This is a genomic window from Cellulomonas sp. (genome assembly GCF_017744555.1).
In the GTDB taxonomy this organism is placed as follows: Bacteria; Actinomycetota; Actinomycetes; order Actinomycetales; family Cellulomonadaceae; genus Cellulomonas.
This window is the reverse complement of record NZ_JAGIBD010000007.1, coordinates 50,264-66,389: the sequence shown is the minus strand read 5'-3', so window position 1 is coordinate 66,389 and position 16,126 is coordinate 50,264. Positions and strand designations below refer to the sequence as shown.

12 protein-coding genes are annotated in these 16,126 nt (G+C 74.6%); 4 read left to right on the top strand and 8 right to left on the bottom strand.

What is annotated here, in order from left to right:
- Position 1 precedes the first annotated feature (1 nt).
- From J7523_RS06535 to J7523_RS06520, 4 genes are all read left to right on the top strand, one after another.
- On the top strand, positions 2-1,555 hold the full coding sequence (locus J7523_RS06535; protein ID WP_291883856.1) for a GMC family oxidoreductase: 1,554 nt from the start codon (positions 2-4) through the stop codon (positions 1,553-1,555).
- Positions 1,556-1,580: 25 nt separating this feature from the next.
- Positions 1,581-3,452: a glycoside hydrolase family 15 protein gene (locus J7523_RS06530; RefSeq protein ID WP_291883854.1), complete on the top strand. Its 1,872-nt coding sequence runs from the start codon at positions 1,581-1,583 to the stop codon at positions 3,450-3,452.
- A complete protein-coding gene (locus J7523_RS06525) occupies positions 3,449-4,756 on the top strand; it encodes an NAD(P)/FAD-dependent oxidoreductase (RefSeq protein WP_291883851.1) in 1,308 nt (435 codons plus the stop codon). Before J7523_RS06530 ends, J7523_RS06525 begins: the two co-directional genes overlap by 4 nt.
- A 96-nt stretch (positions 4,757-4,852) precedes the next feature.
- A complete protein-coding gene (locus J7523_RS06520; protein WP_291883849.1) occupies positions 4,853-7,015 on the top strand; it encodes a LuxR C-terminal-related transcriptional regulator in 2,163 nt (720 codons plus the stop codon).
- Positions 7,016-7,068: 53 nt separating this feature from the next.
- Here J7523_RS06520 and J7523_RS06515 read toward each other — a convergent pair whose 3' ends face one another.
- The 8 genes from J7523_RS06515 to J7523_RS06480 all read right to left on the bottom strand — a co-directional run bounded on the left by J7523_RS06515 (position 7,069) and on the right by J7523_RS06480 (position 16,008).
- Positions 7,069-8,700: a succinic semialdehyde dehydrogenase gene (locus J7523_RS06515; RefSeq protein ID WP_291883845.1), complete on the bottom strand. Its 1,632-nt coding sequence runs from the start codon at positions 8,698-8,700 to the stop codon at positions 7,069-7,071.
- Between the two features lie 125 nt (positions 8,701-8,825).
- Positions 8,826-10,535, bottom strand: coding sequence for a phosphoenolpyruvate--protein phosphotransferase (gene ptsP / locus J7523_RS06510; RefSeq protein ID WP_291883844.1), 1,710 nt, complete (start codon positions 10,533-10,535; stop codon positions 8,826-8,828).
- Positions 10,532-10,831 carry an HPr family phosphocarrier protein gene (locus J7523_RS06505; RefSeq protein ID WP_291883842.1) on the bottom strand — a complete coding sequence of 100 codons (300 nt, stop codon included), beginning with the start codon at positions 10,829-10,831 and terminating at the stop codon, positions 10,532-10,534. The genes ptsP and J7523_RS06505 overlap by 4 nt, the downstream gene beginning before the upstream one ends.
- A gap of 29 nt (positions 10,832-10,860) precedes the next feature.
- Positions 10,861-12,384 (bottom strand): PTS fructose transporter subunit IIBC, encoded by a 1,524-nt coding sequence (locus J7523_RS06500; protein ID WP_291883840.1) that lies wholly within the window; start codon positions 12,382-12,384, stop codon positions 10,861-10,863.
- Positions 12,381-12,836 carry a PTS sugar transporter subunit IIA gene (locus J7523_RS06495; protein WP_291883837.1) on the bottom strand — a complete coding sequence of 152 codons (456 nt, stop codon included), beginning with the start codon at positions 12,834-12,836 and terminating at the stop codon, positions 12,381-12,383. Before J7523_RS06495 ends, J7523_RS06500 begins: the two co-directional genes overlap by 4 nt.
- Before the next feature lie 3 nt (positions 12,837-12,839).
- Complete coding sequence (locus J7523_RS06490) at positions 12,840-13,787, bottom strand: 1-phosphofructokinase family hexose kinase (protein WP_291883833.1); 948 nt, start codon at positions 13,785-13,787, stop codon at positions 12,840-12,842.
- 34 nt (positions 13,788-13,821) lie between these two features.
- Entirely contained in the window at positions 13,822-14,583 is a 762-nt protein-coding gene (locus J7523_RS06485) for a DeoR/GlpR family DNA-binding transcription regulator (protein ID WP_291883830.1), read from the bottom strand.
- A 300-nt stretch (positions 14,584-14,883) separates the two neighbouring features.
- On the bottom strand, positions 14,884-16,008 hold the full coding sequence (locus tag J7523_RS06480; RefSeq protein ID WP_291883828.1) for a GuaB3 family IMP dehydrogenase-related protein: 1,125 nt from the start codon (positions 16,006-16,008) through the stop codon (positions 14,884-14,886).
- Positions 16,009-16,126: the final 118 nt, after the last annotated feature.

Below are 16,126 nucleotides of genomic sequence, written 5' to 3'. Positions count from 1 at the left end.
CATGGCCGACCACTACGACGTCGTGATCGTCGGCTCGGGTGCGGGGGGCGGCACGCTCGCACACCGGCTCGCGCCGTCGGGCAAGCGGGTGCTCGTGCTCGAGCGCGGCGACTGGCTGCCGCGCGAGATCGAGAACTGGGACGCGACCGCGGTGTTCGTCGACAACCGGTACGTGTCCCCCGACACCTGGTACGACGGCGCCGGCACGCCGTTCCAGCCGCAGGTGCACTACGTCGTCGGCGGCGCCACGAAGTTCTACGGGGCGGCGCTGTACCGGCTGCGCGAGCAGGACTTCGGCGAGCTGCACCACCACGGCGGGCTGTCGCCGGCGTGGCCGATCGGGTACGACGAGCTCGAGCCGTACTACACGCAGGCGGAGTCGCTCTACCAGGTGCACGGTGCCCGCGGGGAGGACCCCACCGAGCCGCCCGCGAGCGCCGGGTACCCGTACCCGCCGGTCTCGCACGAGCCGCGCATCCAGCGGCTGTTCGACGACCTGACGGCGATCGGTCTGCACCCGTTCCACTCGCCGTCGGGGGTCCAGCTCGACGAGGCGAACCCGGCGTTCAGCCGGTGCATCCGGTGCGGCACGTGCGACGGCTTCGCGTGCCTCCTGCACGCCAAGTCCGACGCCGACGTCGTCGCGGTGCGGCCCGCGATCGAGCACCCCAACGTGACGCTCGTGCGCAACGCCGAGGTGCGCCGCCTGGAGACGGACGCGAGCGGGCGGACGGTCACGGACGTCGTCGCGGTGGTCGACGGCGAGGAACGTCGGTTCAGCGGTGACGTGGTCGTCGTGTCGGCCGGGGCGGCGAACTCCGCGCGCCTGCTGCTGGCCAGCGCCAACGACCGCCACCCGCGCGGCCTCGCGAACGGGTCCGACCAGGTGGGCCGCAACTACATGTTCCACAACAGCCGCGCGTTCCTGGCGATCTCCCTGGAACGCAACGACACGCGGTTCCAGAAGACGCTCGGCCTCAACGACTACTACTTCGGCGACGACGCCTTCCCCTACCCGATGGGCAACGTGCAGATGGTCGGGAAGTCGTCCGCGCCGATGTACCGCGGCGAGAAGCCCGTCGAGGCGAGGCTCGCACCGCTGTTCGCGCTGCAGGACGTCGCCGAGCACGCCGTCGACTTCTGGTTGTCCACCGAGGACCTGCCCGATCCCGACAACCGCGTGACGCTCGCCCCCGACGGGCACGTCGCCCTGAGCTACACGCCGAACAACCGGCAGCCGCTCGACGAGCTGTACCGGCGGGTCAAGGACAACCTCGGCCACCTCGGCATGCACCCCCACCACCTCGTGCCGCGCGACGTCTACATGAAGAACGACATCCCGGTCGCGGGCTGCGCGCACCAGGCCGGCACCGTCCGGTTCGGCACCGACCCCACGACGTCGGTGCTGGACACCGACTGCCGCGCGCACGAGGTGGACAACCTGTACGTCGTCGACACGAGCTTCTTCCCCAGCATCGGCGCCGTGAACCCCGCGCTCACGGCCATGGCCAACGCGCTGCGCGTCGGCGACCACCTCCTCGCCCGCCTCGGCTGAGCCCTCGGACCTCCCAGGAGTCGTCGTGACCTCGAACAGCCCCACCTCGCCCTTCCCGCCGATCGCCGAGTACGCGTTCCTGTCGAACTGCCACACCGGTGCGCTCGTCGCACCGGACGGCTCGGTCGACTGGTTGTGCGTGCCACGGTTCGACAGCCCGAGCATCTTCGGCAGCCTGCTCGACCGCGGCGCCGGCTCGTTCCGGTTCGCGCCCTACGGCATCAACGTGCCGACGTCGCGCGCGTACGACCCCGGCACGAACGTGCTCGTCACCACGTGGCACGGCGTGAACGGCTGGGTCGAGGTCCGGGACGCCCTGACGATGGGCCCGCGCACGGGCGAGGACGACACGACTCCCCACACCCGGCCGCCCGCCGACGACGACGCCGAGCACCTGCTCGTCCGGACGGTCACGTGCCTGGACGGCAACGTCGAGATCGAGCTGGTCTGCGAGCCTGCGTTCGACTACGGGCGCACGCGCGGCACGTGGACGCTCGACGCACCGGGCGGCAGCACGGCCGACATCAGCGTCGGCGACGTGCACCTGCGCCTGCACAGCGACCTCGCGCTCGGGGTCGAGGGCGGCGACTCCGTCCGCGGGCGGCACGTGCTGTCGGCCGGTGACACCGCGTTCGTCACGCTGTCCTGGGCGACGTCCCTGGACGGGCCGAAGGACGCCGCCGACGCCGTCGACCGGATCAGCCGGACCCGCGACTTCTGGCGCCGCTGGCTCAGCAGGGCCCGGATCCCCGACCACCGGCTGCGCCCGTACGTCGAACGGTCGGCCCTGGCCATCAAGGGTCTGACGTACATGCCGACCGGCGCGACCGTCGCGGCGCTGACCACGTCGCTGCCCGAGACGCCGGGCGGCGAGCGGAACTGGGACTACCGGTACACCTGGATCCGCGACTCGACGTTCACGCTCCAGGCGCTGCACTACCTGCTGCTCGACTGGGAGGCCGACGAGTTCATGCAGTTCGTCGCGGACGTCGAGCCGGTCGCGGACGGCGGGCTGCAGATCATGTACGGCATCGACGGCCGCCGGGACCTCACGGAGTCGACGCGCGACGACCTGACCGGGTACCAGGACGCCCGGCCCGTCCGGATCGGCAACGGCGCGTTCGACCAGCGGCAGAACGACGTGTACGGCTCGGTGCTCGACTCGATCCTGCTGCACACCCGGCGCAGCGAGCGGCTGCCCGAGCGGCTGTGGCCGCTCGTCGAGGCCCAGGCGCGCTGCGCGTCCGAGATCTGGCGTGAGCCCGACCAGGGGATCTGGGAGGCGCGCGGCAAGCCGCAGCACTACGTGTCGTCGAAGATCATGTGCTGGGTCGCAATGGACCGGGCGGCGCGGCTGGCCGAGATCCGCGGCGAGCCCGACCTCGAGGCGCAGTGGTCCGCCACGGCCGACGAGATCAAGGCCGACATCCTCGAGCACGGGGTGGACGGCCGTGGCGTGCTGCGACAGCACTACGACACGGACGCGCTCGACGCCTCGACGTTGCTCGCCGCGCACTTCGGGTTGCTCCCCGGGACCGACGAGCGGCTGCACGCGACGGTGCTCGCCATCGCCGACGAGCTGTCCGAGAACGGCTTCGTGCTGCGCTACCGCACCGACGAGACGGACGACGGCATGTCGGGCAAGGAGGGCACGTTCATCATCTGCTCGTTCTGGCTCGTCTCGGCGCTCATGGTCGTCGGGGAGGAGCAGCGGGCGCTCGACCTCATGGAGCGGCTGCTGCGCATCGCGTCGCCGTTCAACCTCTACGCCGAAGAGTTCGAGGTCGGCGCGGCCCGGCACCTCGGGAACTTCCCGCAGGCCTTCTCCCACCTCGCGCTCCTCGAGGCGTCCGCCCGGATCATCCTGGCGGAACGGCTGCGGGAGATGTCGCTGTGACGACCGCGCTCGTGCTGGGCGGCGGGCTGGCCGGCGTGGCGGCCGCGCAGACGCTCGGCGCGGCCGGCGTCACGACGACCCTCGTCGACCGCGCCGACTACCACCAGTTCCAGCCGCTGCTGTACCAGGTCGCCACGTCGCAGCTCCCGGCCGAGGACGTCGCCCGGCCGCTGCGCACCATCTTCGCGTCCGCCCCGGGCGTCGAGGTGCTGGTCCAGGATGTCGTCGCCGCGTCGTTCGCCGACCGCAGCCTCACGCTCGACGACGGCCGCACGCTCACCGCCGACCACCTCGTGGTCGCCGCGGGCGGCAGCCCGAACTTCTTCGGGATCCCGGGCGCGGCCGAGCACACGTTCCCGCTGTACTCCGTCGCGGACGCCGAACGGCTGCGCCGCCACCACCGCGCCCTGGTGACGGAGGCCGCCGGCGCACCGGTCGAGCCGGGTGCCCTGGACATCGTGGTCGTGGGCGGCGGCCCGACGGGCGTCGAGGTGTCCGGCGCCCTCGCCGAGCTGTTCACGGCGCTGCGCAAGGCAGGCCGGCTGCCCGACGAGGGCCGCGTGCACCTCGTCGACCGCGGTCCCGCGGTGCTCGGGCCGTTCTCCGAGCGCGCGCAGCAGTACGCGCACCGCAAGCTCACCGACGACGGCGTGCTGCTGCGCCTCGGCACCGGCGTCGACGCCGTGCACCCCGACCACGTCGAGCTCAGCGACGGCACGCACCTGCCCACCCGGACCGTCATCTGGGCCGGCGGCGAGAAGGGGCCCGCTGTCCTCGCGGCGGCGGGTGCGCCGACCGGCCGGGGCGGCCGGCTCGACGTCCGCGCCGATCTCTCGGTCGACGGCTTCCCCGGCGTGTGGGCCGTCGGCGACGTCGCCAACGTGCCGTCCGGGCCGGGCGAGGGTGTCCCGACGCTCCCCCAGCTCGGCTCCGTCGCGCAGCAGTCCGGGCGCTGGGCCGCGGAGAACATCCTGCGCACCACGCGCGGCGAGGGGACCGAGCCGTTCCGCTACAAGGACAAGGGCATCATGGCGATGATCGGCCGGAACGCGGCCGTCGCCGAGGTCGGCCGGCACCGGCACGAGGTCGACGGGCCCGTCGCGTTCGCCGCGTGGCTCGGCGTGCACGCGATGCTGCTGAGCGGCGTGCACAGCCGCACCGACGCGTTCCTCAGCTGGGCGTGGGACTACTTCGACCGCGACCACGCCGCGACCGTGGAGTCGCACGACAGCCCCCGGCGGATCGCCTGGGGCGACGCCACGGACGACGTCCCGCACATCGACCTGGAGCCGCCCAGGGTCTGACCTCGGCCGACGCCGCGCCGGTCCCGCCGGTCCCCCACCCTGGACCCGGGGCCCGGGCGGTGCCGCGCCAGGCGTTCGGGGGTAGCGTCCAGAGACGTGGATGCGACTCCTCCCGATTCGCACGATTCGTCCGCCACCGCCCTCGCCACCGAGACGCCGCCGAGCCCGCGCGCGCGACGCAGCCGCCCCGCGCTCGTCGTCGTCCGGCGCGACGCGCTGCTCGACCTCGTCACGACGTCACCGGCCCGGGTCGTGGCGGTCGTCGCCCCACCGGGGTACGGGAAGACGACCCTCCTGACCCAGTGGGCCGACCGTCTCGGCGACGACGTCGTGGTGCTCACGTGCCGGCCGGGCACGGACGCCGGGGTGCTCGACGGCGCGTTGGCCGACCTGCTGGCCGGTCCGCCCCGCACGCTCCTCGTGGACGACGTGCAGGCGCTCAGCGACGCCGCGAGCCTCGACGCGCTCACCCGGCTCGTGGACCGGCTGCCGCCGAGGTGGCGGCTCGCCCTCGCCTCCCGGTCGACCCTGCCCGTCGCCACCGCCCGCCTGCGCGTGCACGGCGAGCTCCTCGAGATCGGTCCTGACGACCTCGTGCTCGACGTCGACGAGGCCGCCGAGCTCCTGGCCGGGACCGGCGTCGAGCTCGGCCTCGAGGAGCTGGGCGACCTGCTCGCGCGCACCGAGGGGTGGCCGGTCGCGCTCGCGCTGGCCGCGATGGCCGTGCAGGAGTCGTCCCGCCGGCCCGGCGCGTCCGGCCCGCACCCGGCGCCGTTCACGGGCGACGACCGGTTCATGCGGGACTACCTGCGCACCGAGCTGCTGGCCGGCCTGTCGCCGCGCGACACGTCTCTGCTGGTGCGCACCTCGATCCTCGACGAGCTCTGCGGTCCGCTGTGCGACGCCGTGCTCCTCACGTGGTCGAGCGGCGCCGACCTGGAGCGGCTCGCCGGGTGCGGGGTCGTGCTGCCGGTCGACCGCGGCGGCGAGCGCTACCGGTGCCACCCGCTGCTGCGCGACCTGCTCCGGGCGGAGCTGCACCGCAAGGAGCCCGCGCTCCTGCGGGCGCTGCACCGCCGGGCCGCCGCCTGGTACGCCGACGCGGGTGTCGGCGGCGCCGCGATCGAGCACGCGCACGCGAGCGGCGACCAGGCGCTGCTGGCCGGGCTCGTCCTCGGCTGGGCGCAGCGCACGTGGGCGGTCGGGCGCGTCGACCGTGTGCGGCGCTGGATGGCCTGGCTCGAGGAGGCGACGGAGCTCGACACGTTCCCCGCGGTCGCGGCGCACGCCGCGCTGACGTTCGCGCTGGTCGGCGACCCGGTGCAGGCCGAGCGCTGGTCGGACCTGGCGACCCGCGCCGTCCACCCGGGCACGCTCGCCGACGGGAGCACCATCGAGGGCACGGTCGCGTACCTGCGGGCGATCGAGGCTCGGCACGGGCTCGACGCGATGCGCACGGACGCGCAGGAGGGCTGGGCGGGGCTGTCCCCGGCGAGCCCGTTCCGCGCGACGATGCGGCACACCGCGGGCCTGGCGGCGCTGCTCGACGGCGACGAGGACGGCGCCGACGTCCTGTTCGCAGACGCCGTCGACCTGGCCGTCGCGTCGGGCGCGGAGCCGCTCGCCGCTCTGGCCCTGTGCGAGCGCGCGACCGTGGCCGCCGCGCAGGACCGCTGGCCGGACGTCGACCGGTTCGTGCACGCGGCCACCGACCTGCTGCGCGACGGACGGTACGACGCGTACTGGTCGAGCGCGCTCGTGCACGCCTGGGCCGCCCGGATCGCGCTGCGGGCAGGCCGCCGCGGCGACGCGCTCGTCCACATCGACCGCGCGCTGGCCCTGCGCCCGTTGCTCACGCACGCGCTGCCCGTCGTCTCGACGCAGGCGCTCGTCGAGACGGCGCGCGTGCTCGTCGGGCTCGGCGACCTGCCGACCGCCTCCTCGGTGATCCGTCAGGCGCGGGACGTGCTGCGGCGGCGCCCCGAGCGCGGCGACCTGCCCGACCGGGTCGCGGCCGTCGACGTGCTCGTCCGGGAGGTCGCCGCGGCACCGCTCCTGCCGGACACGCTCACCCCGGCCGAGACCCGGCTGCTGCCCTTGCTGTCGACGCACCTCACGTTCCCGGGTATCGCGGAGCGGCTCGGCGTGTCGCGGAACACCGTGAAGACGCAGGCGATCTCGGCGTACCGCAAGCTCGGCGTCTCCTCGCGCAGCGAGGCCGTGGCCCGCTGGGAGCTCCTCGCCGCGCGCGGGGCGTGACGGGACTCGAGGCGTGACGGGCCGGGGCGGCACCCGCCGGCGTGCCCGACGGGTCAGGGCAGCCGCGCCGCCTTCATGGCCCGCAGCACCTGCGTGTACACGCGCGGCCACGTCTCGGTGCCGAGGTCGAACAGCCGGTGCAGGCCGACGCCCGGTCCACCGAGGACGCCGTGCACGCCGTGCTGCACCGCGACCGTCTGCACCCGGGTCGTCTCCCACAGGCCCTCACGGCCGTGCCGGTGACCGAGGCCCGACGCACCGACTCCACCCTGCGGCGCCGCCATCGAGCCCCACGTCGACACGTAGCCCTCGTTGACGTTGACGGTCCCCGCCCGGACCCGCGCGGCGAGCGCGGCGCCCCGGCGGGTGTCCGCGGTCCAGATGCTCGCGTTGAGCCCGAACTCGGTGTCGTTCATCGCGGCGACGGCCTCGTCGTCCGACGCGACGCGGTACACGGCGACGACCGGGCCGAACGTCTCCTCCCGGAACAGCCGGGCCTCGGGCGGCACGTCGGTGAGGATCGTCGGCTCGTAGAACCACGGACCCAGGTCGGTGCGGTGCACGCCGCCGGCCAGCACGGTCGCACCGTGGCCGATCGCGTCCTCGACGTGCTCGACGACCGTCGCGAGCTGTGCGGCCGACGTGAGCGACCCGACGTCCGAGCGGTAGTCGAGCCCGGCACCGAGCCGCAGGTCGCGCGTGCGGCGGGCGAAGGCGTCGAGGAACTCGTCGGCCACGTCCTCGTGCACGTAGATGCGCTCGATGCTCACGCACACCTGCCCGGTGCCGACGAAGCTCGCGCGCACGGCCCCCTCGGCGACGACCTCGACGTCGACGTCGGCCGCGACGTACATCGGGTTCTTGCCGCCGAGCTCGAGGGTGGCCGGCACGAGCCGCTCCCCCGCTTGCGCGGCGACGACCCGGCCGGTGCGCGTCGAGCCGGTGAAGCTCACGTGGTCGCAGTGCTCGACGACCGCGGCGCCGACCGTCGGGCCGTCGCCGACGAGCACCTGCAGCAGCCCTTCGGGCAGCCCGGCGTCCTCGAGCAGCTCGGCCGCCCACAGCGCCGTCAGCGCCGTCTGGGGGTCAGGCCGCAGCAGCACGGCGTTGCCCGCGACCAGGGCGGGCAGCACGTCGCCCAGCGTGAGCGTGAGCGGGAAGTTCCAGGGCGCGACGATGCCGACCACGCCGACCGGGTGGCGCAGCACCTTCGTCGTCGTGAGGCCGGGAATCAGGCCCGGGACGCGCCGGGGCGCGAGGTACCGGCCGGCACGTGCCGCGTAGTGGCGCGCGACGATCGCGATGTCGCACACCTCCTCGAACGCCGAGACGCGCGCCTTGCCGGACTCGAGCTGGATGAGGTCGAGCACCTCGCTCTGCCGCTCCAGCACCAGGTCGTGCACGCGGGACAGCACCGCGGTGCGGTCGCCGAGCGGGCGCGCGGCCCACAGCCGGTGCGCCGCGCGCGCCCGGCGTGCCGCCCGGGCCACGTCGTCGGGCGTGGACAGCGGGACGGCCGCGATGGGGCCGCCGGTGAACGGGGCGTACGAGGTGTGCGTCGCCGCACCGGGCGACGCGACCACGCGCGCGAGCAGCGTGCGCACGTCGTCGGGCTCGAGCACGTAGGTGGCGAGCGGGTCGGTCTCGGGGTCGTGGAGCTCCGCATGTCCGGGGTCGTGCGCCATGCGCGCCAGGGTACGCGCGCCACCCGTGGAAGCCACGCGCCCCGCCCCGGGGACACGGCCGAGCGATGCCGCGGGGGGTGTGGGGTCCGCCCCGCGACACCGCCGTTCGGGGGTCGCTTCGTCGCCTACAGCCCCAGGGTCGCGCGCACCTCCGGGACGAGCAGGCCGACGACGGCGCCCCGGGCCGCGACCGCGGACCCGGCCGCGAGCGCCGCGGCGGCCATCGTCTGGCACTGCGCCGCCGTGTGGTGCCGCAGCGCGTACCGCACCGCCGGCACGGCTCCCGCGGACATCGACAGGCTCGTCACGCCGAGCCCGACGAGCACGAGCGCGAGCACGGGGTCCGATGCCGACTCGCCGCACACCCCGACGGGCTTGTGCGCCTGGATCCCGGCACGTGCCGTGGCGTCGACCAGGTCGAGCACCGCAGGCTGCCACGGGTCCAGCAGGTCGGCGAGCTCGCCGCGGAGCCGGTCGGTGGCCATCGCGTACTGCGCGAGGTCGTTCGTGCCGAGCGACACGAAGTCGACCTCGGCGAGGATTTCGCCCGCCCGCAGCGCGGCCGCGGGGACCTCGATCATCACGCCGACCTTCGCGATGCCGTGCGCCCGGGCCCGCGCCGCGAAGTCCCGCGCCTCGGCGGCCGTCGCGATCATCGGTGCCATCACCCACGGCGCGGCCTCGGCCTGCGACTGCGCGCGCCCGAGGGCGGCGAGCTGCGTCTCGAGCAGCTCAGGGTGCGTCCGGACGAGGCGGTATCCACGGACGCCGAGCGCCGGGTTCTCCTCGTCGGGCTGCGTCGCGAACGCGAGCGGCTTGTCGGCGCCCGCGTCGAGCGTGCGGACCACGACCTTGCGGTCCCCCAGCGCTGCCAGCGCCCGCGCGTACACGGCGGCCTGGTCCTCCTCGGTCGGCGCGGTGGTCCGCTCGAGGAACAGCACCTCGGTACGGAACAGCCCGACGCCCTCGACTGCGCCCGTCGCGACCCGCTCGGCGTCCTCGGCGGTGCCGATGTTCGCGAGCAGCTGGACCCTGCGGCCGTCGGCGGTGCCGCCCGGCGCGGTGTCGGCCGCGAGCGCCTGCTCGACACCGGCGCGGCGGTCGAGGTCGGCGCGCTGCGCCTCGTCAGGGTCGGTCGTCACGGTCCCGGCGGCGGCGTCGACGGCCACCTCGGTGCCGTCGACGAGCGCCGTCGCGCCGGCCACCCGGACCACGCACGGCAGGCCGAGCTGGCCCGCGATGATCGCGGTGTGGCCCGTCGGCCCGCCGAGCTCCGTGACGATCGCGAGCACGTTCGCCAGGTCGAGCGCCGCGGTGTCGGCGGGCGCGAGGTCCTTCGCGACGACGACGGACGGCCGGTGCAGCTCGGGCACGCCGGGCGCCGGGAGGCCGAGCGCACGCGCCACGACCCGGTCGCGCACGGAGCGCAGGTCGGTGACGCGCTCGGCGAGGTAGCCGCCGGCCTGCTGGAACATGGTCGCGAACATCTCGACGACGCCGTCGACCGCGCTCACCACGGGCTCGCCCGCGCCGATCTTCGCGAGGACCTGGCTGCGCAGCGCCTTGTCGTCGGCCATCTGCGCGGTCGCGGCGAGCACGTCGCGCACCGTGCCGGTGGCCCGCGACGACTGGTCGCGCAGGCCTTCGGCGACGTCGGTGAACGCCCGGTCGACGACCTCGCGACGCGTCTCGACGTCGGCCTCGACCCCGTCGACCAGCAGCGGCGCGTCGGCCGGGACGTGCGGCGCGGGCTGCACCTGCGCGACGGGTCCGACCACGCCGCGCCGGCCGACGCCGACGCCGTGCAGCACGCGCTCGACGGTCGGGGCGGTCATGACGCGCCGCCCGGTGATGCGGGCGCGTCCTCGGCGTCGAGGTCGGTCGCCAGCAGCGCGACGAGGTCGTCGAGCGCGGCCTCCGCACCGTCGCCCTCCGCGGCGAGCGTGACCTCCTCGCCGTGCGGGACGCCGAGGGACATGACGAACAGGATGCTGCCCGCGTCCACGGGCTCACCGCCGGGGCGGGCGATCGTCACGGGGACGCCGCTCGCGGCGACGGCCTGCGTGAACAGCATCGCGGGACGGGCGTGCAGGCCGACGCGGGAGGCGACGACGACGGTGCGCTGGACCATGGTGGCTCCTCGGTTCGACAAGAGGGGGATCAGGCGGTCTGGGCGACGAGCTCGGCCTGCTCGTCGGCGACGTGCTCGGCCTGCAGGACAGGGTCGCGACGGGTCGTCTTGAGCGCGATGACGACGAGCGCCGTCACGACCATGCCCGCGGCGACGGCGAGCACGAACCACCACGGGTGCGAGATGAGCGGCAGCACCCAGATGCCGCCGTGCGGCGCGCGTTGCGCCGACCCACCGGCCATGACGAGCGCACCGGTGAGGGCGGAGCCGGCCACGGACGAGACGATGACCCGCCACAGGTCGGCCGCCGCGAACGGGATGGCGCCCTCGGAGATGAACGACGCGCCCAGCAGCCAGGCGGCCTTGCCGTTCTCGCGCTCGGCGTGCGTGAACAGGCTCTTGCGGACGGTCGTCGCGAGCGCCATGGCGAGCGGCGTCACCATGCCGGCGGCCATGACCGCGGCCATGATCCGGTACTGCACCGCGTCGGCCGCGAGGCCCTCGGTCGCGAGGCCCGTGACGGCGAACGTGTACGCCACCTTGTTGATCGGTCCGCCCAGGTCGAAGCCCATCATCGCGCCGAGCAGCGCGCCGAGGATCACGAGGTTGGAGCCGGACAGGCCGTTGAGCCAGCTGCTCAGGCCCTCCATCAGCGACGCGATCGGCTGCCCGATGATCACGAACATCACGAGACCCACGACGAACGAGGACAGCAGCGGGATCACGACGACCGGCATGATGCCGCGCACGCCCTTCGGGACCTTCCAGCGGGAGATCCACAGGGCCAGGAAGCCGCCCATGAACCCGGTGACGAGGCCGCCGAGGAACCCGGCGCCCACCGCGACGGACACGGCGCCGCCGACGAACCCGGGCACGATGCCCGGCCGGTCGGCGATCGCGTACGCGATGAACCCGGACAGCGCCGGCACGAGGAACCCGAACGCGAGGGCACCCGTGTGGAACAGCAGCGCCGCCCAGTCCATCCCGGACAGCACGCTGAAGTCGTTGAGCAGGTGGCTGATCGGCACCTGCGTCACGTCGATGACGCCCTGGCTGCCGTCGGCGAACTGGGCGACCATGAACCCCAGCGCGATGAGGATCCCGCCGGCGGCGACGAACGGGATCATGTACGACACGCCCGTCATGAGCCACTGCCGCACGCGCGTGCCGACGCCGGCGTTGGCGTCGACCTTCGTCGCGGGGGCGGCGGGTGCCGCGGGTGCACCGGCGACGGGCGCGGGCACCCCGGCCTCGACGGCGGCCGTCGCGGCGGCGATGACGCCGGGTGCGTCGTGCACGGCCTTCTTCACGCCGACGTCGACGAACGGCTTGCCGGCGAAGCGCTCCTTGTCCTTGACCTCGAGGTCGGCGGCGTAGATGACGCCGTCCGCGGCCGCGATGATCGCGGGGTCGAGCGGCGTGGACCCGGCGGCGCCCTGGGTCTCGACGTGGACCTCGTGACCGGCGGCCTTGCCGGCCTGCTCGAGGGCCTCGGCGGCCATGTACGTGTGGGCGATGCCCGTGGGGCACGAGGTGACGGCGACGAGCTTCATGAGGGGACCACCTCTCGGGTGATGATCTCGGCCACCGTCGCGGGGTCGGTGGCGTCCTTGAGGGACTGACGGAACGACTCGTGGACCAGGCGGCGGGCGAGCGCCGCGAGGATCTGCAGGTGCGCCGCGTCCCCGCTGTCGGGGGCGGCGATGAGGAAGACGAGCGTCGCGGGCCCGTCGGGGGCGCCGAAGTCGACGCCTGCCGGCACCTTCCCGACGGCGAGGCTCGGGGCGGTCACGTGCGCCGACCGGGCGTGCGGGAGGCCGATGCCGCCCGGCATGCCGGTGGCCATCTGCGCCTCGCGGGCACGGACGTCGGCGTGGAACCCGTCGGCGTCCGTCACGCGGCCCGCGGCGGCGAGCAGGTCGATCAGCTGCCGGGTCGCGGCGTCGCGGTCGGCGGCGACCACGTCGACGGCGACGAGGTCAGGGGTGATCAGCGGTGTGCTCACGGTTCACAGCTCCTTCAGTGCGAGGTGGTGCGCGGGGTTCTCGACGACCCGGACGGCGCCCAGGTCGATGTCCTCGGGTGCCGGGACGGCGGTGCCGGGCAGCAGCACGGCCGCCCGGCCGAACGCGACGGCCTGACGCAGCCGCTCGGGGGCGTGCCCCTCGGCGGCCAGGAAACCGGCGAGCGTGGTGTCGCCGGCGCCGACCGTCGAGACGGGCACGAGCGGCGGGCCGCCGGCCCACCAGACGGCGTCGGCGAGGATCAGCAGTGCGCCGTGCGCGCCGAGACTCAGCAGCACCGCCCGGGTCCCCTGCGCGATCACGGTCCGCGCGGCCTCGACGGCGTCGCCCACCGTCACGATGTCCTGCCCGACGAGCTCGGCGAGCTCCTCGTCGTTCGGCTTGACGAGCGTCAGACCGCCCGAGCGGACGGCCCGAGCCAGCGGCAGCCCGGACGTGTCCAGGGCGAACGGCACCGCGTACCGGGCGGCCAGGCCGGCGACCCGGACGAAGAACGTCTCGCTCGCACCGAGGGGCAGGCTGCCGGCCCCGACGAGCGCCCGGGGGCGGTTGACGAGCTGCGCCTCGACGGCCGCGAGCAGCGCGTCGACCTCGTCGGGCGTCAGCTTCGGGCCGGGCGCGTTGACCTTGGTCGTCGCGCCACCGGTCTCGACGAGCGTGAGGTTGGTCCGCACGTCGCCGCCGACCGGCACCGGCACCACCGGCACGGCCCGCTCGCCGAGCAGGTCGACGAGCCGCGCCCCGTCCGCGCCGCCGGTCGGGAGCACCGCGAGGGACGGGACGCCGTGCCGGATCAGCACGCGCGAGACGTTGATCCCCTTGCCGCCGGGGTGCACGTGCGCGCCGGTCGCGCGGTTGACCTCGCCGCGCACGAGCCGGTCGAGCTCGAGGGCCCGGTCGAGACTGGGATTGGGCGTGAGGGTGACGATCATGCGCACATCACCCCTCGGGCGACCACGGTGACGATCATGCGCGCACCACCCGCGGTCCGGCGGCCTCGATCTCCTCGACGAGCTCCGTCGCGGCGCCCGTGTCGGTGATGACGGTGTCGACCTCGGACAACGGCGCGACGTGCGCGAAGTCGACGCGGCCGAGCTTGGTGTGGTCGGCGAGCACCACGGTGCGCCGCGCGTTCGACACGAGCGCGCGCTTGACCGCCGCCTCGGCGAGGTCAGGGGTCGTGAGGCCGTGCTCGACGCTCAGCCCGTTGGTCCCGACGAACGCGACGTCGGCGTGGATGTCCGCGAGCGCCGCGAGCGCCCACGACCCGACCGCCGCGAGCGTCCGGCCGCGGACCGTGCCGCCGACGAGGTGCAGCGTGATGTTGGGCCGCGACGCCAGCAGGGTCGCGACGGGCAGCGCGTGCGTGACGACGGTGAGCTCCCGGTCGGTGGGCAGCATCTCGGCGAGGCGCACGGTCGTGGTGCCCGCGTCGAAGACCACCGCACCGCTGTCCGGGACCTCGTCGAGCGCGGCCTTGGCGATGCGCTCCTTCTCGCCGGCGAGCACGCCCTCCCGGTCGGCGAGACCGGGCTCGAAGCCGAGCCGCTCGACCGGGATGGCCCCGCCGTGCACGCGGCGGACGAGGCCGTGCCGCTCGAGGGCGGTGAGGTCACGGCGGATCGTCTCCGGCGTCACGTCGAGCTCGTCCGCGAGGCCGGTGACGTCGACGCGGCCGTCGGCGCGTGCTCTGACGAGGATCTGCTGGTGTCGCTCCGGTGCGTACACGTCGACTCCGTTGCCCCGTGGGCGGCGCCTGTCGCCTGCCTCGTGCCGTCCAGAGTCGTCCGATTCACCCGAACTGTCAAGAGATTCGGGCAGATTCGGACTCAATCAAATGTCTGTTCGGACATCGCCGCAGGTGGTGCCCTGTCCGTCTCACCCTCCTCCCACCACCGGCGGGCGCCAGCGGGGAGCGGCCCGGCCGCCGGGCGCGCACCCCGGAAGCACGACGACGCCCGGGCCGGTCCGTCACGGACCCACCCGGGCGTCGTCGTCGGTGCAGCCGGGCTCGGCGCCCGGCGATGCTCAGTGCGGCTGGTACGGAGACACGACGACCTCGACCCGCTGGAACTCCTTGAGGTCCGAGTACCCGGTCGTCGCCATGGCCCGCTTCAGCGCGCCGATGAGGTTCAGCGTGCCGTCGGCCGTGTGGCCGGGGCCGAACAGGATCTGCTCGAGCGTGCCCGCGGTGCCGACCTCGACCCGCTCGCCGCGCGGCAGGTGCGGGTGGTGCGCCTCGGGCCCCCAGTGGAAGCCACGTCCGGGCGCCTCGGTCGCCCGCGCGAGCGCGGCACCCAGCATCACGGCGTCCGCACCGCACGCCACGGCCTTGACGAGGTCGCCCGAGTGCCCGACGCCGCCGTCCGCGATGACGTGCACGTACCGGCCGCCCGACTCGTCGAGGTAGTCGCGCCGCGCGGCAGCGACGTCCGCGACGGCCGTCGCCATCGGCGCGTGGATGCCGAGCGACACGCGCGTGGTGTGCGCCGCTCCCCCACCGAACCCGACGAGCACGCCCGCCGCCCCGGTCCGCATGAGGTGCAGCGCCGCCGTGTAGGTCGACGCGCCGCCGACGATCACCGGCACGTCGAGCTCGTAGATGAAGCGCTTGAGGTTGAGCGGCTCGGCCCGCCCGGACACGTGCTCGGCCGACACCGTCGTGCCCCGGATCACGAACAGGTCGACGCCCGCGTCGACGACGGTCCGCCAGAACTCCTGCGTCCGCTGCGGCGAGAGCGCGCCCGCGACCGTGACCCCTGCCGCGCGGATCTCCTTGAGGCGGGCGGTGATGAGCTCGGGCTGGATGGGCGCCGCGTAGATCTCCTGCATGCGGCTCGTCGCCCGCGCCGGGTCGAGCGTCGCGACCTCCGCGAGCAGCGCCGTCGGGTCCTCGTACCGGGTCCACAGGCCCTCGAGGTCCAGCACGCCCAGGCCACCGGCCTCGCCGAGCGCGACGGCGGTGGCCGGGCTCATCACCGAGTCCATGGGCGCCGCGACGACCGGGAGGTCGAAGTGGTACGCGTCGATCTGCCAGCCGACCGAGACCTCCTCGGGGTCCCGCGTGCGCCGCGAGGGGACCACGGCCACGTCGTCGAAGGAGTACGCCCGGCGGCCACGCTTGCCGCGCCCGATCTCGATCTCGTTGCTCACCGCACCAGGCTACCGGCGCCCACCCCTTCCCCCCGCGCCGCCGTCGCGTTGCGCGGCACGCCGGGCGCGGTGCCCGGGCCTGTGGGCGGTCGGTGCGAACCTGGGCGCAGCGGGGCCG